Consider the following 19,912-nt stretch of genomic DNA (forward strand, 5'->3'; position numbering starts at 1 on the left):
TTATCCGCGGCTTTCCAGCGCCGTGGCCGCCTCATCGACCAATTCCTGAATAATCGCAGCAACTGGTTCCTCGCGGTTGACCATCCCTACCGACTGGCCGGCCATGACCGACCCGCTTTCGACATCGCCATCGATCACCGCGCGGCGCAGCGCGCCCGCCCAATAATGCTCGATCTGGAGCTGGGCTTCGGCCATCTCGATCGCACCTTCGTCCAGCTTCTGCGCGACCTCGCGTTGCTTGGCGGCGAAGTTGACCATTTCCTGGTTCTTGAGCGCGCGGACCGGAATAACTGGTAGCCGTGGATCGATTTGGATCGAGAGCACGGCATCGCGCGCCGATGCGCGGATGAAGGCTTTCTTGAAGTTGGCGTGAGCAATGCTTTCATTTGCGCACACGAACCGCGTCCCGAGCTGGACGCCGACCGCGCCCATTTCGAGATAAGCGGCGATCGCTTCACCTCGACCAATGCCGCCGGCCACGAACACCGGAATGTCCTTCGCGACATTGGGCAGGATTTCCTGCGCCAGGACCGACGTCGACACCGGACCAATATGCCCGCCTGCTTCCATCCCTTCGATAACCAGGGCGTCCGCGCCCGAGCGGGTGAGCTTCTTCGCCAGTGCCAAGGCCGGTGCGAAGCAGACTAGCTTTGCCCCGCTGGCCTTGATCCGCTCGATCGCGCCGCCCGGCGGCAACCCGCCGGCCAACACCACGTGACCCACGCCATGCTTGGCGCAGGTGTCGATCAGCTCCGAGAGCTGCGGGTGCATGGTGATCAGGTTGACGCCGAAGGGCTTGTCGGTGCGCTTCTTCGTTTCCGCGATCTCGGTGTCGAGGAGCTCTGGCGACATCGCACCGCAGGCGATCACGCCAAAGCCGCCCGAATTGGATATGGCCGAGACGAGGTTGCGTTCGGAGACCCAGCTCATCGCCCCGCCCAGGATCGCGACGTCGCAGCCGAGGAACTCGGTACCGCGATGCATCAGCTCCTTGAGGCGTTCGTGCCCTGCGGTGGGGTGAACCGCGCGCGGTTCCGCAATCAATCCTTCGCCGCTCACGCCGCCTCCTCACTGTCCAGGCCGAAGGCCGTGTGAAGCACCCGAACCGCGAGGTCGAGTTGGTCCTCTGCGATCAGCGCGCTGACTTTGATTTCGCTGGTCGATACCGCGAGCAGGTTGATCTTCCGCTCGGCGAGCACGTCGAACATCTTCGCAGCTAGCTGCGGGTTGGACCGAATGCCGACACCAACGATGCTGATCTTGGCGACCGCATCGTCCTGAACAAGGCTCGCGAAGCCGATCTCGCCCTTGCGCTGCTCGATCACCGCCAGCGCCTGGCTCAAGCTTGCGCGCGGGACCGTGAAGGTCAGGTCCGACGAGCCAGTGTTGGGCGTGGCCGCATGGACGATCATGTCGACCTGGATACCAGCCTCGGCGATCGGGCCGATCACGGCCGAGACGGTGCCGGGCTGGTCGGGCACGCCGGTCAAGGTCACCCGCGCCTCGTTCCGGTCGGCGGCAATGCCCGCGATCAGGTTGCGCTCCATCTCACTCCTCGAAAGTTCGGCGACGATGTCGGTGCCGGGCTTGTCCTCGAATGCCGACAATACGCGTAATGGCAGATTCTCGCGCATCGCAAGTCCCACCGAACGAACCTGCAGGACCTTGGCCCCAACCCCCGCGAGTTCGAGCATTTCCTCAAAGGTCACCTGATCGAGCTTGCGCGCCTTGGGCACGATCCTCGGGTCGGTCGTGTAGACGCCGTCAACATCGGTGTAGATGTCGCAGCGGTCGGCTTTCACGCCGGCAGCGATCGCGACCGCCGACGTGTCGGACCCCCCGCGCCCCAGCGTCGCCAGCCGGCCATCCTCGGATACCCCTTGGAAGCCCGGAATGACGGCCACCGTGCCGCCGCTCAGCGCCTCGTCCAAAGTCGCCGCCTCGACCGCCTCGACACGCGCATTGCCGTGCACGCCTGACGCCTTGACCAGCTGCCAGCCCATGAAGCTCCGCGCCTCAAGGCCCATGTTCTGGAGCGTCATCGCCAGAAGGCCGGCCGTTACCTGCTCGCCACTCGCGACGACCACGTCATATTCGGTCGGGTCGTGAAGGGCAGCCGCCTCACGGCACAGCTGCACCAGCCGGTCGGTCTCTCCGGCCATCGCCGATACGACCACCAGCACCTGATTGCCCGCCTCCGCCTCGCGCTGCACGCGCGCCGCGACGCTGCGGATGCGCTCGATCCCCGCCATGGACGTGCCGCCGAATTTCATCACGATGCGCGGCACTCGGGCTCCTTGGGCTAACGGGCGCGCCCTGTTAGGGGGGAGCCATGAGCGAGACAAGCATCGTCCCAGGTGAGGTCGCGCAGTTCGCGAGCCAGGCGCGCGACTGGTGGGACCCCAACGGCCCCGAGGCGATGCTCCACAAGCTCAACCCCGTCCGGCTCAAATATCTCCGCGACATGATCGACCAACATTGGCAGGGCGACGAGTGCAGCCGCACGCCGTTGGAGGGGAAGACCGCGCTCGACGTTGGCTGCGGCGCGGGCCTGCTCGCCGAGCCGCTCGCCCGCCTCGGCGCCAGGGTCACCGGCGTCGATGCAGCCGCTGAACTCATCGACGTCGCTCGCGAACATGCGGCTGGCCAGGGACTCGCCATCGACTATCGCGCAGGCGCCGTGGAAGCGCTTGACGGCCGTTTCGACCTCGTCACCTCGATGGAGGTCATCGAGCATGTCGCCGACCCGGCAGCCTTCCTTGCGGCGCTGGCCGCTCGCCTCGCGCCCGGCGGCCTGCTGGTCCTCTCCACGCCCGCCGCCACCGCCTGGTCGAAGCTGATGATGATCACCATCGGCGAAGGGCTCGGCCGGATCCCCAAGGGCACCCACGATTTCGACAAGTTCATCGCGCCCGAGCGGATGAAGCAATTGATGAACGCGGCGGGCCTGGCCTGTCTCGACGTCGAGGGCATCGCTTGGTCGCCGACCCGCGGACTTCACTTGAGCGACGACCTCAGCCTCAATTACCTCGTCGCCGCGGTTAGCGCGGGCTGAGCCAGTCCGGGATCACGTCGGCCGCGATCAGCCGGTCGATGCCGACCCTCGGGCGCACCACCGCCCATTTGTCGCCGTCGACCAGCACTTCGGGCGTCAGCGGCCGGCTGTTGTAAGTGCTGGCCATGGTCGCCGCATAGGCTCCGGCGGTGCGGAACACGACGAGGTCGCCGGCCGCGACTGCATCCACCTCGCGCGCGACCGCGAACGTGTCGCCGGTCTCACACACCGGCCCAACAACATTGGCGACGGTCCGCTTCCCCGAGGGCTTCACGGCCTCGATCGAGTGCCAGGCGTCATAAAGCGTCGGGCGCATCAAATCGTTCATCGCCGCATCGACGATCACGAACGGCCGTGACGCGCCCGGCTTCACCCGGATCACTTCGGTCAGCAGCACGCCGGCATTGGCGACGAGAAAGCGCCCGGGTTCGAACACCAGCCGAACGCCCAAGCCTTCGGTCACACGCCTAACCATCGCCGCATAATCGACCGGGGACGGCGGCGCGGCCGCCGACGGGTCGTAGGGCACGCCCAGCCCGCCGCCGAGGTCGGCGACCGAAATATCGTGCCCCGCGGCGCGCAGCTCACCGATCAACTTGCCGATTGCGCTAAACGCCTGCTCGAACGGCGCGAGGCTGGTCAGCTGGCTCCCGATATGGACCGCGACGCCCTGCAGCTGGAGGCCCGGCAGCGCCGCCGCCCGCTCATATGCCGCCAGCGCGTCGCCGATCGGGATCCCGAACTTGCTCTGGGCCGACCCGGTCGAGATCTTTGCGTGGGTGCCAGGCTCGACATCCGGATTGACCCGGAACGCCACCGGCGCGTCGCGGCCCGCCGCCACCGCGACCTCCGACAGCATCTCCGCCTCGGCGCCCGATTCGACGTTGAACTGGAAGATGCCGGCCTCGAGCGCGGCACGCATTTCCTCGCGGGTCTTGCCGACGCCAGAGAAGACGATGCGGTCCGCCGGCACCCCGGCCGCCGATGCCCGCTCGAGCTCGCCGCCCGAGACAATGTCGGCACCCAGCCCCTCGGCCGCGAAGGTCGCCAGCACCGCGGCATTCGGATTGGCCTTCACCGCATAAGCGATGAGCGGGTCGCCGAGATCCGCGAGCGCAGCGCTCAGCTGCCGCGCATGGTCGCGCATATCGCCTGCGGAATAGACGTAGACCGGCGTCCCGACCGCCGCCGCGATCTCGGGCAGCGGAACCTCTTCGCAATAGAGGACGCCAGCCCGAAACTCGAACCGGCTAGAAGTCGACCTTGTCATAATGTCCGGGCGGCACGATCACATCCATGCGCTCGGCGAGCAGCGGGCGGAAGCAGGGCCGCGACTTCATCACCGCATACCAGTCCTTGGTCTGCTTGTGTCCGCGCCAGTCGAGCGCGCCAAGATAGTCGATCACCGAAAGGTGCGCGGCGGCGGTGAAATCGGCCAGGCTCAGGCCGGGTCCGGCAAGCCAGCGCCGGTGGTCAAGCAAGTAATCGATGTAATCGAGATGCTCCGAGGCGACCCGCATCGCCTCGCGCAGGACGCGCGTGTCGGGGCTTTCGCGGTTGACCAGCCGCTTCCTCATCCGCTCGTTCATCAGCGGCTCGACCGCTTCGCGATAAAGCTTGATGTCGAACCATTCGGTCATCCGGCGGATTTCCGCGCGAAGCGCGGCATTGCCGTGAACCACGGGCATCCGGTCGACCGTCTCGTCGAAATATTCCACGATCGGCTGCGATCCGATCAGCGTCACGCCCTGGTCCGGCTCGACCATCACAGGCGTCTCGCCCGCGGGATTCAGGTCGATGAACTCGTCGCGCTTTTCCCATGGGTTTTCGCGCACCAGCTCATGGCCGACGCCCTTCTCGGCAAGGACCAGGCGGACCTTGCGGGAAAAGGGGCACAGCGGGAATTGAAAGAGCTGCCACATCGCCGGGCAGCTTTAGCGGCTAAGCCGAAAGCGTCTAGCGCTTGGGGTAGGTCGGATCCGGCATATTTGCGGCAGCGCGATCGATAGCCTTGCCGGCATCGTCCAGCGCCTTGGTGATCACTGGAAGCGCCTTGGCGAGGGCGTTCATGCTTTGCGCGATCCTAGGACCGGCTTCGGCGATATTCTGCTTCAGGTCCTTTTCGTCGACCCCGGCAACATCGCGAACACGCAGTTGCTTCTCCGCGGGCGTCGCCTCGCGGCCCTCGACCGCCGCCTGCACCTCGCCGACCTTCATTTCGAGCAGGGCATCGGTCAGGCCCTGCAGGGTCTTGGTCAGCCGGGCTGGCATTGCCGGATCGGTCAGCTCGCGAGGGACCTCGATCGATGGCCGCTTGGGCGCCTCGGCCAAGGCCGGGGCCGGCATTGCGATCAAGCAGGCAACCAATAGCAACGCGCGCATCATGAGCCTCCGACTCTTCGCCATCACCTTAGCACTTTGACTCGAAAAGAGAAAAACGCCTCCTCAGCTAGACGGCGACTGGCCTTTATTGCTGAGGTAATCCTCGACCACCGCCCGGACGTCGGCCTGCAGTTGTTCCTGACCGCCCGCAATCATCGCCTGGGACAGGGCCATGGTTTCCGCCATGATCTGCGGGATTTCCGCCTGCATCTTGACCATCACCGGATCGGACTGGAGCGCCGCCATGTGATCGAGCTCGGAGACGGAAAAATGCCGGGCGTAGATCAAGGCCGTTCCGCGCCGCACCTCCAGCCGGTGATCCGCGAATGTCTGCCGCATATGAGCGTCCGTCAGCGCCTTGATCTTCGCCAGCACCTCGGGCGGGAGGGGTTCGGGCAACTTTTTGTTGAGCTCGACATCAATCGCCCGTTCGACCTCGGCGACGATGGCGTCGATGGTTCGGTCGATCTGGGAGTCATATTTCATCGCGGTCAGCAACCGCTCGGCTGCCGCCATTCGCGCATCGCTGTCATTCGGCGCCGCAAGCGCAGGCGTGGCGGCGAGCAAGGTCAGGCCCGCCGCACATTTCAGCAAGATGGAAAACTTCACGTCTCGTCCCCGGCTCGATTGCGCGGCCCAGCCTAAGCCGCGCCCGGCGACGGTCAATCAGCGCATCGTCAGCCAAACCAGCGCCGCCGCGCCGACTGCGATCCGGTACCAGGCGAAGGGCGCGAAGCCGTGCCGCGAAATATAGTGGACGAAGCCCTTCACGACGACGATCGCAACGACGAAGCTGACCACAAATCCGACTGCGACTGTTCCCATGCCCACGCCGCTGGCTCCCGCGAGCAAGGTGTCGTGATGCTTGACCAGCTCCAGGACCGTCGCGCCGAGCATCGTCGGGATCGCGAGGAAGAAACTGAACTCCGCCGCTGTCCGCCGCTCGACTCCGAGCGACAGGCCGCCAAGGATGGTCGCGCCGGACCGGCTCACGCCGGGGATCATCGCCAGGCACTGGATCATGCCCACGCCGACCACCTTGCCCAGTGGCATTTCGGCGACGCCGACGATCTCGCCCGGCTTCACCAGGCGTTCGATTGCCAGGATGGCGAAGCCGCCGACGATTAACGCTACCGCCACGACCATCGCATTGCCGAGCAGCAGCTCGATCTTGTTAATCAGCAGGAAGCCGAGGATCGCCGACGGCAGGAAGCCGATCAGGATGTTGCGCACGAACCGCCACGACAGCGGCTGCCCCTTCAGCATGCCTTCCAGGACCGCCCAAAAGGTCCGCCAGTAGAGGACGACGATCGCAAGGATCGCACCCAGCTGGATGATGACGTTGAACGCCGCCCACTTCTCCGCGTCGAACCCCAAAAGCTCGGTCGCGAGGATCAAATGGCCGGTCGAAGAGACCGGGATGAATTCGGTGACGCCCTCGACGATGCCGAGGATGAGCGCGATCAGCAGGATGGGCATGAGGGCAAGTCGTCCGGGCTTAGTTGGTCGCGGTCAAATTAATTCGCCGGCCGGCGAACTTGCCGCCGCGATTGAAGCGGCCGAGCCACTCCATGCCCACCGCCGCAAGTGGCGTCGGGCGGATGCCGAACGCCTCGAGCCCGGCATGCCCGCTCGGGACATTGTCGCGCTGGAGCATCAGCCATTGGTCGCGAGTCAGCGGCGCGCCTGGCAGGAAACCGAACCAGGACAGGGCCTTCCCGGCAATATCGGGCAACGGAACGAGGTCGGGCTTCTGACCGGTGATCTCGAGGATCGCGCGGTGAAGCTCGACCATGCTCATCACCTGCGGGCCGCCGATCTCATAGGTTTGGCCGGCGTGAGTTTTGGGTTCGAGCGCGGCCAAGGCGATCGCGGTGCCGAGATCGCGCACATAGACCGGCTGGAAGTTACGCTTAGCGGCGATCACCGGAAGGAAGGGCAGTCGCGCCATGCCGGCGAAGCGGTTGGTAAGGCTGTCCTCGGGCCCGAACACCAGCGAGGGCCGGATGATGGTCGCGCCCGCATAAGCCCCGCGCACCGCGGCTTCGCCCTCGCCCTTGGTGCGTCCGTAATTGGATTCGGCGGAAGCGTCCGCGCCGATGGCGGAGACTTGCACCATTGCATGGACCCCAAGCTCGGTGGCCACCTCCGCGATATTGCGGGCTCCCTCGACATGGACCGACTGCATCGCTTTGCCGAACACACCGCACAGGTTGATCGCCGCGGTCGCGCCCTTCAGCGCATGGCGGACGCTGTCCCGATTTGTGATGTCGGCCTGGACGAATCCGAACTGGCCGACCTGGGCGAGCGGCTGGATCAGATAGGCCTGTCGCGGATCGCGCTGCGCGATGCGAACTCGCACCCCGCGCTTCAGTAGCGCCTCGCAAACGTAGCGGCCGATAAATCCGCCGCCGCCGAAAATAGTAACCAGCTCTTCAGCGCGTTCGATCATCCCGTCGCACTAGCCCCGCCCGCTCGCGCCTGACAAGCGGGGCCGGCGACGGAACGTGATCAATAATAGTCGCGCAGCGTGACCGTCACGCGGCTGCCGTCGGCGCGCTCGAGCGACACCTGCCGCCCGGCGGCAGAGCGGGTCCAGTCGGGCCGGTCGTAATAATTGGCGTCGACCTTCTGCCCGTCCACCGCGACGATCATGTCGCCGACCTTCAGGCCCGCGGCCGCGCCCGGCCCCTGGGGCGAAAGAAAGGCCACCCTCAGACCCGCGTCGGATCGCTCGAAGCGAATGCCGGTCCGCTCGTGCTCGAATGCCGGCGCGTCGTTCCTGGGCGCTAGGTAGATGCGGTCATGACCGAGATCGAGATCCACGCGGAACTGCTTCAGGAGGCCGATGCCGACATTGGTCATCTGCGCCGGCTCATCGCTCGACCCGGTGTCCGATAGGACCGTGGGCACGCCGTCGAACGTCTGTCCCGCCAGCGTAACCTTGGGCATCGAAACGAGACGCGCACTGTGCAGGCCGCCAACGCCCCCCAACTGTGATTCCGCGAAGGGCAATTGCGCCAGGTTGGCCCGCGACCGCCAATAATCGGGTGGAAGGGACAGTGAGCCGCCGTTGCCGATGTCGAGCAATGCCTGGACGGTCGGGCCAGCGTCGATCGACACGGGGATGGTGTGGAATGGCCCCTTGCGCTGGAGCGGCACCGCCGCAGCCTGGGCCGGAGCCGTAAAATGCTGAGGCGCGCTCACCTTGATCTTGCTGTTGGTCCAGTCGATCGAAACCACCGCCGAGTTGAAGAATTCCCGGCCGAGGATGGCGTGGATCGGGCGGCCGATGCTGCGCTCGATCGGGCCGAGGTCGATCACCGCGACGCTCATGTTTTTCAGCGTCATGCCGCCGACCTCGACGGTGACACCGGTTAGCAACTCGGCCTGAACCGGGCCACCGGCCCCAAGTCCGTCGATCTTCTGTCCCTCTGGCAGGCCGATCGAGCGGGCGAACTTGCGGTCGAGCGTCGTGGCGCTCGCGCCGGAATCGAGAATGACCTCCGTCGCGTGGCCGGCAACTGTGGCCGGCACAACGATTCGGTTGCCGCGGAACAGCTTGAAGTCGATCGACTGGGTGTGGTCGACGAAGCTGACGGCGGGCGGCGGAAGCTCGTCGCCAGCGACTTGGGCGCAGGCCCCGGCAGCGGCGATGAGGGCGGTCCCGGCTAGGCATAGAGAAATCAGACGGCGCATGATTGCGACTCCATGTTGATATCTGTAAGATGTGAATCTATTATTGTTATATGATAATTATGTCAAGCGATTCGAAAATAGATTCTGTTGCGCGATCTGCGGCGCGCCTGCGCCTCGCGGTTTTCGTGACCATGGGAGCGATGGTCCTGCTCTACATCGCGGCGCGGCTCGGGCTGCAGTTCGGCCACGCGCGCGTGATCTATCAGGAGCATGCGCCGGGAACGCCGGTCGCCGCCTTCATCAATGACGTTTGCGTCGGCCTGCTAATTGTCGCGCTGTTCCGCCTCACCCAGATGCTGAAGCTGATTTCTGGTGGCGACTACTTCGGGCTTGAAGTCATCCGGCGGTTCAGGAGCTTCGCCTCCTGGCTCCTCGCCATGTCGCTGCTTGAAATGCTCGGTCCGTGGATCGCCCAGTTCTTTGCGGCGCCGGTGGGAGGTCGCCGGATCCTGCAATTCTCGATCGAATCGAGCGATGTCCTGTTCCTCGGCGTGACAATCCTGCTGCTCCTCCTCGCACGGCTGCTCGAGCGCGCCCGCGCGATCGACGAAGAGATGCGGGAGATCGTCTGATGGGGATCGTCGTCAGGCTCGATGTGATGCTCGCGATGCGCAAGGTGCGTTCCAAGGAGCTCGCCTCCGATATCGGCATTACCGAGGCCAATCTGTCGCTGCTAAAATCGGGGAAAGTCAAAGGGATACGCTTCGCGACCCTGGAAGCGATCTGCGATCGCCTCGACTGTCAGCCGGGCGACATCCTCGAATATGCCCCGGATATCGAGAAGTAGGGTGTGACCACGCGATTTTAGGCGCGTTGACAGAATCACGGGGCGCCCCTACCTCGCCCGCCTGCCGCAAATGCGACGCCCCGTGCCCAGGTGGCGGAATTGGTAGACGCACCAGCTTCAGGTGCTGGCGCTCGCAAGGGCGTGGAGGTTCGAGTCCTCTCCTGGGCACCATCCTCTTTGAGGATCAATCATGACCCATCACCGCGTGTGGAAGTTCAAGCCGCCTGAGGGTCGCGAGGCTGAGTTTGTCTTGGCCTACTCGAGTTCGGGCGATTGGGCGCAGCTGTTCCGCAACGCGCCGGGTTTCCAGGACACGATACTGCTAGAGCCGAGCGAACCGGGTGGCTGGTGGTTGACCATCGACCGATGGGACGCGCGTGAGAATTTCGACGCCTTTACCCAGGTTTTCGGCGATCAGTATCGCGCATTAGATGTCCAGCTGGAGGGCGTCGCCGGCGAAGAGCAGTTCGTGGGCGCTTTCGAGGATTAGGCCTTCAGCGGCTTGCAATATTTCTGCTGCTCTTCCGGTGACGAGCGAAGGCGCGTTTCCAGATAATAACCCGCCGCGTCCTTCACATAGTCGCGATGCGCTTCGTCGATGAACTTGGCCGCATCGCGCGACCAGCCTTCGACGCATTTCTCCTTCGCTGCGGTGGAATGGCCGCAGTCGACAAAATTGTCGTAAGCCTTCTTCCACTGAAGGAAGTCGAAGCGATTCATTGGGTCGCCATGGCCCGGGATCAGCGTCCGGAACGGTACCTCCGCGATGTCGTCCAGCGCTTTTGCCCACCCATCCGGGCATGCGGTGTCCATGAAAGGCACGATGCCGACGACAAGGTCGCCGACGACGGCAGTCTTGCTGTGGCGGTCGTAGAGCCAGACATCGCCCTCGGTCGCGGCGAAATTTGCCAGATGCACGTCGATCGAGCGCCCGGCGATCGTCATGCGCGCTGATTTCGCGATCACGTGATTCGGCCGAATGCGCTCCGGGTGGTCGATGACCGACCGCCCGCGCAGAAGCTGGTCACGAACCGCCGCCGGGGTTTTAGGATCGGCAAGCATCTGGTCGGTTTGCGCACGGCTGTTCTTGAGGAAGGTCGCGAGCGCTCCCTCGAGCGCGCTGCTCGCGTAGACATCGACGCGGGGGAAGGCTTGGCGAAGGTCCCAATTGCCCGTCGTGTGATCGAGGTGCCAGTGGCTGTTGACGATCGCCGCGATCGGGCGGTGCCGCGCCTTGGCGTAATCGAGAATCTTCTGCGCATGCTCGGGGTGACGGCCTGTATCGAATACGATGAGGCCCTTGGGCGCATCGAAGATGACGGTGTTGCCATCGGGACCGCTGTCGAGTGGCACAGCGCCGGATATCAGATGGTAAGGCTCGGCCGCGCGCGCGGTTGAAGCGAGCGTGAGTAAGGCGAGCGCAGTCAAAGCAGAGCGCATATGTCCCCCTCCTCCGGCCCCGAAGTCAGCCTAGGAACACTGGTCGCGCTCGGTATTGAAAGTCGTCAGCCGATCTTCGCGGCTCGACGAACGACGGATCAGTAAACCCGCGCCTTCGGCTTGATATATTGGATGTCGTTGGTGAGCGTGAACTCGTGCACCGGGCGATAATCGATCTTGGTCGCGCCGCCCTTACCACCCCAACCATCGAACCAGGCGAGGGTATGTTTCATCCAGTTCTTGTCGTCGCGCTTCGGATAATCCTCCTGCATGTGCGCGCCGCGGCTTTCCTTGCGGTTGGCGGCGCAATGCATCGTGACCACCGCTTGGCTCAGCAGATTGTCGAGCTCGAGCGTTTCGACCAGATCGCTATTCCAGATCAGGCTGCGATCAGTCACGTGAACATCGCCCATGCGCTTGAACACCTGGTCGATCTTGGTGACGCCTTCCGCCAAGGTGCGGTCCGTCCGGAACACGGCGCAGTCCGACTGCATGACGCGCTGCATGTCGAGTCGGATTTCGGCGGTTGGGCTTCCGCCCTCGGCGTGCCGGAACTTGTCCAGGCGACCTAGCGCCAGATCGGCGGCGTCGTCCTTGAGCTGATCCTGGATCGCGCCGGGCTTCACCGTCTCGGCCAGCCGCAAGCCCGCGGCGCGCCCGAACACGACGAGGTCGATCAGGCTGTTCGAACCAAGTCGGTTCGCGCCATGGACAGACACACAAGCCGCTTCGCCCACCGCGAACAGCCCGGGCACGATGTGGTCGGGGTTCCCGTCCTTCAGGGTGACGACTTCGCCGTGATAGTTCGTTGGGATACCGCCCATCGTATAGTGGACCGTCGGAGCAACCGGGATCGGCTGGCGGGTCAGATCGACGCCCGAGAAGGTCTTGGCTGTTTCGGTGATCCCAGGCAGCCGCTCATGCAGGATCTTCGGGTCGATATGGTCGAGGTGAAGGAAGATATGGTCCTTATGTTCGCCGACACCGCGGCCCTCGCGAATTTCCATCGCCATCGATCGTGACACGACGTCGCGGCTGGCGAGGTCCTTCGCGTGGGGTGCGTAGCGCTCCATGAAGCGCTCGCCCTCCGAATTCGTGAGATAACCGCCCTCGCCCCGCGCGCCCTCGGTGATCAGGACGCCCGCGCCGTAGATACCGGTCGGGTGGAACTGGACGAACTCCATATCCTGGAGCGGGAGGCCGGCGCGGAGCACCATCGCATTGCCATCGCCGGTGCAAGTGTGCGCCGAGGTCGCGGTGTAATAGATTTTGCCGTAGCCGCCGGTCGCGAGGACAACCGCCTGCGCGCGGAAACGATGGATCGACCCGTCGTCGAGGCACAGCGCCACCACACCGCGGCACACCCCATCCTGCATGATCAGGTCGATCGCGAAATATTCGATGAAGAAGTCAGCGTCGTACTTCAGGCTCTGCTGGTAGAGCGTGTGAAGCATCGCATGGCCGGTCCGGTCCGCAGCAGCGCAGGTGCGCTGGGCCGGCGGCCCCTCGCCCATATTCTGGGTCATGCCGCCGAATGCACGCTGATAGATTTTGCCCTCAGCAGTGCGGCTGAACGGCAGGCCCGCATGCTCGAGCTCGATCACTGCGGCGGGCGCCTCGCGGCATAGATATTCGATCGCGTCCTGGTCGCCGAGCCAGTCGGAACCCTTGACCGTATCGTACATGTGCCAGGTCCAGTGATCCGGGCCCATGTTGCCGAGGCTGGCGGCGATCCCGCCTTGCGCGGCGACGGTGTGGCTGCGGGTCGGGAAAACCTTGGTCACGCAGGCGGTCTTCAGCCCGGCGTTGGCGGCGCCCATGGTCGCCCGGAGGCCTGCGCCGCCCGCCCCGACCACGACAACGTCATAGCTATGATCAATAATCTGGTAGGCGCTCAAGCCGCACCCCCGAAGGCGATCGATGCCAGCGCGAAGAGGGCTAGCGCAGCGCCGCCGATCGCGAGGAACAGCAGAGCAAGATTGCAGGCGAAGCGATTGCCTTCGTCATGGACGTAGTCGTCCACGATGACCTTCATCCCGTCGAGTGCGTGCTTGAATGCGACTATGACGAACAGCGCCATGGGCACGGCGCCGCTGGGTGCTCGAAGCCATTCAGTGAGCGTGCGCTGGTCGAGGCCGGGGAGGAGCAAGAGCGAGGCGATTAGCCAGCTGCCGAGCAGCAGCAGTGCAATGCTGGTCACGCGCTCGGTCAGCCAATGCTCCCCGCCTTCGCGAGCGGAGCCCAAACCGCGGACGCGGCCTAGAGGGGTGGAGCTATCGCCAAGGCTCATGGCCGTACTCCCAGCAGCCAAGCCCACAGGAGGGCGGTCAATAGAATCGACAGCACAATTGTCAGGATTGCGAAGCGCTTGTTCGTGTCGAGCTCGAACGCCGCCCCGGTGTCCATCGACAGGTGGCGGATGCCCGACAACAAATGCTGGAAGAAGGCCCAGGTCAGACCGATCAGCACGAACAGGCCGATGGGGCTGCGGGCAAGATCGCTGAACTTAGCATAGGCATCGGGGCCGTCCGCGATCGCCATCAACCACCAGGCCAGGATCGCGAGGCCCGCAACGGAAAGCGCCCCGCCCGTCACGCGGTGAAGTATCGAAACGAGCATATGCGGTCCCCATCGCCAGATCGTGAGATGGGGCGAGAGCGGTCGTGATTTGGTGGCTGCCATGATGCTGGCCCGCTTAAGGCGCGCTCCCTCGCTAGGCAAGATTTCCGAACCGCCGCCTAACCCGGTCTTAACCATTGTGCGGCAAGAGCGTCCCAACCGCGTGAACTTAGCGAATGACGGAGACCGGACTGATGAGTGGCGATACTGCGCAACTGCAGAAGCTGACCGACGAGCAGGTGAAGGCTCGCCTTGCTGCTTATAACGGCGATGGCTCGCTTGACCGCGATCTTGCGCTCATTCGCGAGAATGCCCTGGACCTGGTTACCGCCGAGATCGCGGCGAGCGTCGGGCAGGAGCGCGCCGACCGCTACGCGCCGGTCTACGCCGGCAAGGCCGATGCCGCCTGGATCCAGCGCATCGCCGAATATGGCCGGATGATTTACGCCGAGAAGATTGCAGTGCCGGTATACATGGCCGAGCATGCAGGGATTGCCGCTCGAGTCATCGCCAAGATGTGCGAGCGCTTTGCCAGCGATCCCTCTCTGCTTGCTGACTGCGTCGCCGCCTTCAATAGGATTGAGGTGATCGAGACCGACATCACGCTTGCACAGGTTTCGCTGCTCGAGGCGATCGAGGCCGGCGATTCGCGTGGCCGTGAGAGCGAGCAGTTCGAACGCCGCGTTGCCGAGCTGGTTCGCGCCAGCACCGACCAGTCCAAATCGCTGACCGACCGCACCCGTGCTACCGCCGCATCCGCGCGCGGAATGCTGGGTAAGACCAGCGAAGTCGCCGCTGCGGCCGAGCAGTCGGCCGTCGCGATGCGCGAAGCCGCCCAGACTGCCGCTGGCCTGATCCGTGCCATCGAAGACGCACGGGCCGAAGTCGAAGTGGCCGCGGGCGTCGCTACCCGGGCCGGCGACCAGGCGAGCGAAGCCGTGAAGGTCAGCCAGGCCCTCAGCGCGCACGTCGAAGCGATCGAATCGATCCTGTCGCTCATCCGCGACATCGCAGGCCAGACCAACCTCTTGGCGCTCAACGCCACCATTGAGGCCGCACGCGCTGGCGATGCCGGCCGCGGCTTCGCGGTCGTTGCGCAGGAAGTGAAGAGCCTCGCCTCGCAGACCGCGCGCGCAACCGACGACATCACCGCCAAGATCACGGCAATCCAGCAGGCCACCCGTCAGACGGTGGACGCCAACGGATCGATCCAAGGGACTGTCGAGGAAGTGCAGACTTCCGCCGACCGCATTCGCGAAGCGATGGAGCTACAGGCACAGACCGTGACGATGATCACTGCAGCCGTCGACGAAACGGCGTTGGCCGCCGACTCGATGAGCTCGACCATCGCCGCCATCCGCAGCGACACCGAAAATGTCGCCAAGGACATCGACCAGGTCGAGCAGGGCTTTGGCCGCTTCAGCGAGCAGATTGCCAACTTCAAGTCGACCGCCAAGGCGTTCGTCAGCGGTATCGCCGCCTAAGCTGCCTTCTTCCCCCGTCGCCCGCGTGGCGGTAGGCGGGGGACATGAACGTCCTGATCACCGGAGCGAGCCGGGGCATTGGCGCGGCCGCTTATGCTCTCCTCAAGAAGACCGGTCACAATGTGGTCGGCCATTCGACCAAAGGCACCGACAGCCTGGTCGCCGGCGACCTCGGCGATCCCACCGCGCCGCGTGACATTTGGGATACCGCGCTGGCCGAACTCGACGGCCGTGTCGACGTGCTGGTCAACAATGCCGGCATATATGAAGGCGTGGCCGACAATGCGTCAGACGACGATTGGCATGCAGGCTGGGCCAGAACCCTGACGATAAACCTGCAGGCGGCCGCTGACCTAAGCCGTCTCGCCGTCTCGCATTTCCTCGACCTCGGCATCCCAGGGCGGATCGTGAATGTCGCGAGCCGCGCAGCCTTTCGCGGCGATAGCCCGCAGCACTGGCATTATGCCGCTTCCAAAGGCGCGATGGTGTCGATGACCAAGACAATTGCGCGCGGCTACGCCGCCGACGGCGTGCTCTGCTTCGCGGTGGCGCCGGGCTTCACCGTCTCTGAAATGACCGAGGAATATCTCGCCGGCCGCGGTGGAGCGAAGATCGTCGCCGACATCCCGCTCGGCCGCGTGTCGACGACCGACGAGGTCGCCGAGGTGATCCGCTGGTTGGCGATCGACGCGCCGGCCTCGTCCACCGGCAGCATCGTCGACGTCAACGGCGCGAGCTATGTTCGCTAGCCTTATCGCCGCTTCCGCGCTTGCCGCAGCGGGGCCGGCCGAGATGCCGGAATGGCACGCAGCCTGCGATGGAAAGACCGAGGGCTTCAGCGACCCGGCACCGCCCCTCCATATCTTCGCCAATGTCTACGACGTCGGCACATGCCAGATCACCGTCCTGCTGATTACCTCGCCCAAGGGGCACATCCTGCTCGACGGAGCGACGGAAGAGGCCGCTCCCTCGATCGCCGCGAACATCGAACGGCTCGGATTCAAGCTGAAGGACATCAAGCGGATTGGCATCAGCCACGAACATCATGATCACGCCGGCGGCGTCGCCACGCTGCAAAAGATGACCGGCGCCGTCGTGATGTCGATGCCACCGGCTTATCTCGCGCTGACGACGGGCCAACCGGAGAAGCGCGACCCGCAATATGGCGTGCTGAAGCCTTATCCGCCGGCAAATGTCGGAATCATGCTGTCCAACGGCTTCGTCGTCGAGCAGGGCCCGCTGCGGCTCGTGGCGTGGGCAACGCCGGGCCACGCGCCCGGAAGCACGAGCTGGTCGTGGCGAAGCTGCGAGAACGGGCGCTGCGCAAACATCGTCTATGCCGATAGCGTTACTGCGGTGTCGGCCGACAACTACCGCTTCTCCGATCATCCCAAATATGTCGCAACGTTCCGGTCCAGCCTGAACCTGATCGGCAACCTCGGTTGCGGCCTTCTCATCACGCCGCACCCGGGCGCGAGCAATCTGATCGACCGGCTGGACGGCAAGGCGCCGCTGGCCGCCAGAGGAGCCTGCCGCGACTATGCACGGCGCGGCCGCGCTGCGCTCGACGAGCGCCTGGCGAAGGAGCAGCAGCCATCAGCTGGCGAGTAACGGTTCGCTGCACCCGGCAGCAGGCCGAGGCGGTCGGCGCGATGGACGAGCTGCCCGACTTTGGTGACCACCCGCCGGTCCTCGTCGCGGACGAGCCGGATGAATCGAAGCCCGACGAATGGGTGATCCACGCCTATCTCGAACATGAGCCGAAGTCGGACGAACTCTACATGCTCGCGAGCTTGGGAGGAGGCGAGCCGCGAATCGAAAAGCTCGATGAAACCGACTGGGTGAGGATGAGCCAGGCGGGGCTTCAGCCGATCCGCGCCGGCCGCTTCACGGTTCACACGCCCACCTATGTGCCGGACCCGGAGCGGATCAATTTCGAGATCGACGCTAGCCTCGCCTTCGGCACCGGCCAGCATGCCACGACCAGCGGCTGCCTCGCCGCGCTCGATCGCCTGGAGGTCGAAGGTAAGGCGTTCGCCAACGTCGCCGATATCGGCACCGGCACAGGTTTGCTCGCCTTTGCGGCGCTGGCGCTGTGGCCGCAAGCGAAGTGCATCGCGACCGACATCGATCCCATCGCGATCGACGTCGCGCGCGACAATGCCGCCATCAATCGCATGAAGCTAGGCCACGGGGCCGGCGAGCTGCTCCTCGGTGTCGCCGACGGGATGGACTCGCCGCTGCTCGCCGCGCGCGCGCCGTTCGACCTGATCGTCGCCAATATCCTCGCCGGACCATTGATCGAGCTCGCGCCCGATTTCGCAAAAGCGCTGGCGGCGGGCGGGAAGATCGTGCTCGCTGGCCTGCTCGACACGCAGGCTGACGGCGTCATCGCGGCCTACCAGCAGCAGGGACTGACATTGAAGGATCCCGGCTTCGGCGAGTGGCCGGTGGTGGTCTGCGAACGGGTCGCCTAGGCTTGCTTGCCGCCGCGGCGGCTGCAACACCCGCGCAATGAAATTGCCGATGCTCCTCGCGGCGACCGCGCTGCTCGCCGCTCCCGCTCTTTCCGCTCCCGCCGCAAAGCATTCGGCGGCGAAGCCACCACGAAGCGAAGCCAAGAAGGGCGACGCCAGCCAGCCTGCGAAGCAATTCTTCCACCCAAGCGAAGTTCGCTCGGTCGGCAGCGTCACGATCGGCGGCCAGCCGATCGCGTTCGATGCGGTAGCCGGAACGCTCGTGATCCACGCCAAGGACTGGTCCGACACCGACCAGCTCGAAGCCGACGCCCAGACCAAGGGCGACAAGGACGAGCCGAAACCCGAATCGTCGATGTTCTACACGGCCTATTTCAAGCAGGGCGTGCCATCCGCGACCCGGCCGATCACCTTCCTGTTCAACGGCGGCCCGGGATCCTCAACCGTGTGGCTGCGTATGGGCGCATTCGGGCCGGTCCGCGTGGCCACCGTGGACGGAAGGCACACCAACGCGCCTTATTCGGTCGTCAACAACGACCAGAGCCTGCTCGATGCCTCCGATCTCGTCTTCATCGACGCGCCCGGCACGGGCTTTTCGCGCATTGCCGGCAAGGACAAGGAAAAGGCTTTCTACGGCGTCGACCAGGACATCGACGCCTTCTCGCAATTCATCTTCCAGTTCCTCAGCAAGTACCAACGCTGGAGCTCGCCCAAATATCTCTTCGGGGAGAGTTACGGCACGATGCGAGGCGCGGGCCTCGCGCTCGCGCTGCAGAACAAGGACATCGACCTCAACGGCGTGATCCTGCTGTCGGACATTTTGAACTGGGACTTCATGCCGGACGATCCGCAGAACAATCCGGGCATCGACATGCCCTATATCGTGTCGCTGCCAACCTATGCGGCGACCGCCTGGTACCACAATCGCATCGCGAACAAGCCCGCGAGCCTTCAAACCTTCCTCGCCGGGGTCGAAGCCTTTGCGACCGGCGATTACGCGACGGCCCTGCTCAAGGGGAACGACTTGCCCGACGCGGAGCGCCAGCGGATCGCGGAGCGGCTGTCGGCTTACACCGGGCTGACCGTCCCCTATTTGCTGAAGACCAACCTGCGCATCGAATATGGCGCGTTCCAGAAGGAGCTGCTGGCGCGCGAGGAAGCGACCACGGGCACGCTCGACACGCGCTTCGTCGGCGCGACGATCGATCCCCTAAGCAAGGTCGCGAGCTACGACCCGCAGAGCGCCGCGATCAGCGCCGCCTACCTCGCCGCGTGGAACGGCTATGTACGCTCGGCTCTGCATTACGGCGAAGGCGTTGAGTATAAGTCCGGCATCCCGATCTATTCGAAATGGGACTACAAGCACGCCCCGCCGGGCGTCAGCGACCCGCTAATCGCGCTTCCTAACGTTCTTCCGGATCTCGCGGTCGCGATGAAGCAGAACCCGGACATGAAGGTGATGGTCAACGGCGGTTATTACGACATTTCGACGCCTTACTTCGAAGGCAAGATGGAGTTGCGGCACTTGCCCGTGCCGCCGGCGCTCCGCGGCAATATCGAATACAAATATTATGAGAGCGGGCACATGGTCTACGCGCACCTGCCGTCATTGGTCGCGCTGCACGACAATGTCGCGGACTTCATCCGCAGGACGAGCGGGGCGCGCTAGGCGGCTTTTCGCCCAGCCATCTGCGCCTCTACGTCGGCGACGCTGAGGATATGGCCACCCACTGCCCAATGGTCGACCTCGTTGAGCTTCACCCAGGTCACACCGCGCATGGTCTCGCCTTCAACCGAAATCATCGCCTCGGTCACCCGCTCGATCATCTGCTTCTTTTGATCGTCGTTGAAGACACCTTTGACGATGTCGATCGTAACCAGCGCCATTCGTTACTCCCACGGAATGTTATGCGCGGGCCGATACCGTCGGCGGCTTGGGTGTAGCCAACTAATGAATTCGAATGCCCGA

General features: G+C 64.5%; 23 protein-coding genes and 1 tRNA gene. 10 read left to right on the forward strand and 14 right to left on the reverse strand.

Features of this window, described 5'->3' with window-relative positions; genetic code table 11:
• Together AC4K8G_RS06550 and AC4K8G_RS06555 are read right to left on the reverse strand one after the other, a co-directional pair.
• Entirely contained in the window at window positions 1-984 is a 984-nt protein-coding gene (locus AC4K8G_RS06550) for an NAD(P)H-dependent flavin oxidoreductase (RefSeq protein ID WP_491734426.1), read from the reverse strand.
• 71 nt (window positions 985-1,055) lie between these two features.
• Window positions 1,056-2,288: an aspartate kinase gene (locus AC4K8G_RS06555; RefSeq protein WP_491733357.1), complete on the reverse strand. Its 1,233-nt coding sequence runs from the start codon at window positions 2,286-2,288 to the stop codon at window positions 1,056-1,058.
• A gap of 44 nt (window positions 2,289-2,332) precedes the next feature.
• Here AC4K8G_RS06555 and ubiG point away from each other — a divergent pair, with 44 nt between their 5' ends.
• Window positions 2,333-3,055, forward strand: a complete 723-nt coding sequence (gene ubiG, locus AC4K8G_RS06560; protein WP_491733358.1) for a bifunctional 2-polyprenyl-6-hydroxyphenol methylase/3-demethylubiquinol 3-O-methyltransferase UbiG — start codon at window positions 2,333-2,335, stop codon at window positions 3,053-3,055.
• Here ubiG and lysA read toward each other — a convergent pair.
• The 7 genes from lysA to AC4K8G_RS06595 are packed head-to-tail and all read right to left on the reverse strand — an operon-like array spanning window position 3,042 to window position 9,136.
• Window positions 3,042-4,325, reverse strand: coding sequence for a diaminopimelate decarboxylase (gene lysA / locus AC4K8G_RS06565; protein ID WP_491733359.1), 1,284 nt, complete (start codon window positions 4,323-4,325; stop codon window positions 3,042-3,044). The genes ubiG and lysA overlap by 14 nt on opposite strands.
• Window positions 4,306-4,977 (reverse strand): glutathione S-transferase family protein, encoded by a 672-nt coding sequence (locus tag AC4K8G_RS06570; protein ID WP_491733360.1) that lies wholly within the window; start codon window positions 4,975-4,977, stop codon window positions 4,306-4,308. The genes lysA and AC4K8G_RS06570 overlap by 20 nt, the downstream gene beginning before the upstream one ends.
• A 34-nt stretch (window positions 4,978-5,011) precedes the next feature.
• The gene (locus AC4K8G_RS06575; RefSeq protein ID WP_491733361.1) at window positions 5,012-5,461 is read right to left on the reverse strand and encodes a hypothetical protein; all 450 of its coding nucleotides are present in this window, start codon (window positions 5,459-5,461) and stop codon (window positions 5,012-5,014) included.
• Between the two features lie 39 nt (window positions 5,462-5,500).
• Entirely contained in the window at window positions 5,501-6,046 is a 546-nt protein-coding gene (locus tag AC4K8G_RS06580; protein ID WP_491733362.1) for a DUF2059 domain-containing protein, read from the reverse strand.
• A 57-nt stretch (window positions 6,047-6,103) separates the two neighbouring features.
• Entirely contained in the window at window positions 6,104-6,916 is an 813-nt protein-coding gene (locus AC4K8G_RS06585) for an undecaprenyl-diphosphate phosphatase (protein ID WP_491733363.1), read from the reverse strand.
• A gap of 19 nt (window positions 6,917-6,935) precedes the next feature.
• Window positions 6,936-7,889, reverse strand: a complete 954-nt coding sequence (locus AC4K8G_RS06590) for a complex I NDUFA9 subunit family protein (RefSeq protein ID WP_491733364.1) — start codon at window positions 7,887-7,889, stop codon at window positions 6,936-6,938.
• 59 nt (window positions 7,890-7,948) lie between these two features.
• On the reverse strand, window positions 7,949-9,136 hold the full coding sequence (locus tag AC4K8G_RS06595) for a retropepsin-like aspartic protease (RefSeq protein ID WP_491733365.1): 1,188 nt from the start codon (window positions 9,134-9,136) through the stop codon (window positions 7,949-7,951).
• 125 nt (window positions 9,137-9,261) lie between these two features.
• Here AC4K8G_RS06595 and AC4K8G_RS06600 point away from each other — a divergent pair, with 125 nt between their 5' ends.
• The 4 genes from AC4K8G_RS06600 (at window position 9,262) to AC4K8G_RS06615 (ending at window position 10,413) form a co-directional block, all read left to right on the forward strand.
• Window positions 9,262-9,708, forward strand: coding sequence for a DUF2975 domain-containing protein (locus tag AC4K8G_RS06600; protein WP_491733366.1), 447 nt, complete (start codon window positions 9,262-9,264; stop codon window positions 9,706-9,708).
• A complete protein-coding gene (locus AC4K8G_RS06605; RefSeq protein WP_491733367.1) occupies window positions 9,708-9,923 on the forward strand; it encodes a helix-turn-helix domain-containing protein in 216 nt (71 codons plus the stop codon). Before AC4K8G_RS06600 ends, AC4K8G_RS06605 begins: the two co-directional genes overlap by 1 nt.
• A gap of 84 nt (window positions 9,924-10,007) precedes the next feature.
• Window positions 10,008-10,094: transfer RNA gene (locus AC4K8G_RS06610), tRNA-Leu, on the forward strand.
• 19 nt (window positions 10,095-10,113) lie between these two features.
• Window positions 10,114-10,413 (forward strand): antibiotic biosynthesis monooxygenase family protein, encoded by a 300-nt coding sequence (locus tag AC4K8G_RS06615; RefSeq protein ID WP_491733368.1) that lies wholly within the window; start codon window positions 10,114-10,116, stop codon window positions 10,411-10,413.
• Here AC4K8G_RS06615 and AC4K8G_RS06620 read toward each other — a convergent pair.
• From AC4K8G_RS06620 to sdhC, 4 genes are all read right to left on the reverse strand, one after another.
• Complete coding sequence (locus tag AC4K8G_RS06620) at window positions 10,410-11,363, reverse strand: MBL fold metallo-hydrolase (RefSeq protein ID WP_491733369.1); 954 nt, start codon at window positions 11,361-11,363, stop codon at window positions 10,410-10,412. The two genes, AC4K8G_RS06615 and AC4K8G_RS06620, sit on opposite strands and share 4 nt — an antisense overlap.
• A gap of 98 nt (window positions 11,364-11,461) precedes the next feature.
• On the reverse strand, window positions 11,462-13,261 hold the full coding sequence (gene sdhA / locus AC4K8G_RS06625) for a succinate dehydrogenase flavoprotein subunit (RefSeq protein ID WP_491733370.1): 1,800 nt from the start codon (window positions 13,259-13,261) through the stop codon (window positions 11,462-11,464).
• Window positions 13,258-13,653 carry a succinate dehydrogenase, hydrophobic membrane anchor protein gene (gene sdhD / locus AC4K8G_RS06630; protein ID WP_491733371.1) on the reverse strand — a complete coding sequence of 132 codons (396 nt, stop codon included), beginning with the start codon at window positions 13,651-13,653 and terminating at the stop codon, window positions 13,258-13,260. The genes sdhA and sdhD overlap by 4 nt, the downstream gene beginning before the upstream one ends.
• Window positions 13,650-14,045 (reverse strand): succinate dehydrogenase, cytochrome b556 subunit, encoded by a 396-nt coding sequence (sdhC, locus tag AC4K8G_RS06635; RefSeq protein WP_491733372.1) that lies wholly within the window; start codon window positions 14,043-14,045, stop codon window positions 13,650-13,652. The genes sdhD and sdhC overlap by 4 nt, the downstream gene beginning before the upstream one ends.
• A 113-nt stretch (window positions 14,046-14,158) precedes the next feature.
• Here sdhC and AC4K8G_RS06640 point away from each other — a divergent pair, with 113 nt between their 5' ends.
• Genes AC4K8G_RS06640 through AC4K8G_RS06660 form a run of 5 tightly spaced genes read left to right on the forward strand, consistent with a single transcriptional unit; the run spans window position 14,159 to window position 19,612 of the window.
• On the forward strand, window positions 14,159-15,466 hold the full coding sequence (locus AC4K8G_RS06640; RefSeq protein WP_491733373.1) for a methyl-accepting chemotaxis protein: 1,308 nt from the start codon (window positions 14,159-14,161) through the stop codon (window positions 15,464-15,466).
• Window positions 15,467-15,510: 44 nt separating this feature from the next.
• Window positions 15,511-16,215 carry an SDR family NAD(P)-dependent oxidoreductase gene (locus AC4K8G_RS06645; RefSeq protein ID WP_491733374.1) on the forward strand — a complete coding sequence of 235 codons (705 nt, stop codon included), beginning with the start codon at window positions 15,511-15,513 and terminating at the stop codon, window positions 16,213-16,215.
• Window positions 16,205-17,077, forward strand: a complete 873-nt coding sequence (gene bla, locus AC4K8G_RS06650; RefSeq protein ID WP_491733375.1) for a subclass B3 metallo-beta-lactamase — start codon at window positions 16,205-16,207, stop codon at window positions 17,075-17,077. Before AC4K8G_RS06645 ends, bla begins: the two co-directional genes overlap by 11 nt.
• Window positions 17,078-17,118: 41 nt before the next feature.
• Entirely contained in the window at window positions 17,119-17,943 is an 825-nt protein-coding gene (locus tag AC4K8G_RS06655; protein WP_491733376.1) for a 50S ribosomal protein L11 methyltransferase, read from the forward strand.
• 37 nt (window positions 17,944-17,980) lie between these two features.
• A complete protein-coding gene (locus tag AC4K8G_RS06660; RefSeq protein WP_491733377.1) occupies window positions 17,981-19,612 on the forward strand; it encodes a S10 family peptidase in 1,632 nt (543 codons plus the stop codon).
• Here the strand turns inward: AC4K8G_RS06660 and AC4K8G_RS06665 are convergent.
• On the reverse strand, window positions 19,609-19,830 hold the full coding sequence (locus tag AC4K8G_RS06665) for a tautomerase family protein (RefSeq protein ID WP_491733378.1): 222 nt from the start codon (window positions 19,828-19,830) through the stop codon (window positions 19,609-19,611). The two genes, AC4K8G_RS06660 and AC4K8G_RS06665, sit on opposite strands and share 4 nt — an antisense overlap.
• Window positions 19,831-19,912 lie beyond the last annotated feature (82 nt).

It is taken from the genome of Sphingomonas sp. SP3, from assembly GCF_058514305.1.

What these genes read in the sequence shown, in the direction of transcription:
- AC4K8G_RS06550 (WP_491734426.1), bottom strand. Translation starts at nt 984, where the DNA reads ATGCATCGCGGTACCGAGTTCCTCGGCTGCGACGTCGCGATCCTGGGC.
- ubiG (WP_491733358.1), top strand. Translation starts at nt 2,333, where the DNA reads ATGAGCGAGACAAGCATCGTCCCAGGTGAGGTCGCGCAGTTCGCGAGC.
- lysA (WP_491733359.1), bottom strand. Translation starts at nt 4,325, where the DNA reads ATGACAAGGTCGACTTCTAGCCGGTTCGAGTTTCGGGCTGGCGTCCTC.
- AC4K8G_RS06570 (WP_491733360.1), bottom strand. Translation starts at nt 4,977, where the DNA reads ATGTGGCAGCTCTTTCAATTCCCGCTGTGCCCCTTTTCCCGCAAGGTC.
- AC4K8G_RS06575 (WP_491733361.1), bottom strand. Translation starts at nt 5,461, where the DNA reads ATGGCGAAGAGTCGGAGGCTCATGATGCGCGCGTTGCTATTGGTTGCC.
- AC4K8G_RS06585 (WP_491733363.1), bottom strand. Translation starts at nt 6,916, where the DNA reads ATGCCCATCCTGCTGATCGCGCTCATCCTCGGCATCGTCGAGGGCGTC.
- AC4K8G_RS06590 (WP_491733364.1), bottom strand. Translation starts at nt 7,889, where the DNA reads ATGATCGAACGCGCTGAAGAGCTGGTTACTATTTTCGGCGGCGGCGGA.
- AC4K8G_RS06595 (WP_491733365.1), bottom strand. Translation starts at nt 9,136, where the DNA reads ATGCGCCGTCTGATTTCTCTATGCCTAGCCGGGACCGCCCTCATCGCC.
- AC4K8G_RS06605 (WP_491733367.1), top strand. Translation starts at nt 9,708, where the DNA reads ATGGGGATCGTCGTCAGGCTCGATGTGATGCTCGCGATGCGCAAGGTG.
- AC4K8G_RS06615 (WP_491733368.1), top strand. Translation starts at nt 10,114, where the DNA reads ATGACCCATCACCGCGTGTGGAAGTTCAAGCCGCCTGAGGGTCGCGAG.
- AC4K8G_RS06620 (WP_491733369.1), bottom strand. Translation starts at nt 11,363, where the DNA reads ATGCGCTCTGCTTTGACTGCGCTCGCCTTACTCACGCTCGCTTCAACC.
- sdhD (WP_491733371.1), bottom strand. Translation starts at nt 13,653, where the DNA reads ATGAGCCTTGGCGATAGCTCCACCCCTCTAGGCCGCGTCCGCGGTTTG.
- sdhC (WP_491733372.1), bottom strand. Translation starts at nt 14,045, where the DNA reads ATGGCAGCCACCAAATCACGACCGCTCTCGCCCCATCTCACGATCTGG.
- AC4K8G_RS06640 (WP_491733373.1), top strand. Translation starts at nt 14,159, where the DNA reads ATGACGGAGACCGGACTGATGAGTGGCGATACTGCGCAACTGCAGAAG.
- AC4K8G_RS06645 (WP_491733374.1), top strand. Translation starts at nt 15,511, where the DNA reads ATGAACGTCCTGATCACCGGAGCGAGCCGGGGCATTGGCGCGGCCGCT.
- bla (WP_491733375.1), top strand. Translation starts at nt 16,205, where the DNA reads ATGTTCGCTAGCCTTATCGCCGCTTCCGCGCTTGCCGCAGCGGGGCCG.
- AC4K8G_RS06655 (WP_491733376.1), top strand. Translation starts at nt 17,119, where the DNA reads ATGGACGAGCTGCCCGACTTTGGTGACCACCCGCCGGTCCTCGTCGCG.
- AC4K8G_RS06660 (WP_491733377.1), top strand. Translation starts at nt 17,981, where the DNA reads ATGAAATTGCCGATGCTCCTCGCGGCGACCGCGCTGCTCGCCGCTCCC.
- AC4K8G_RS06665 (WP_491733378.1), bottom strand. Translation starts at nt 19,830, where the DNA reads ATGGCGCTGGTTACGATCGACATCGTCAAAGGTGTCTTCAACGACGAT.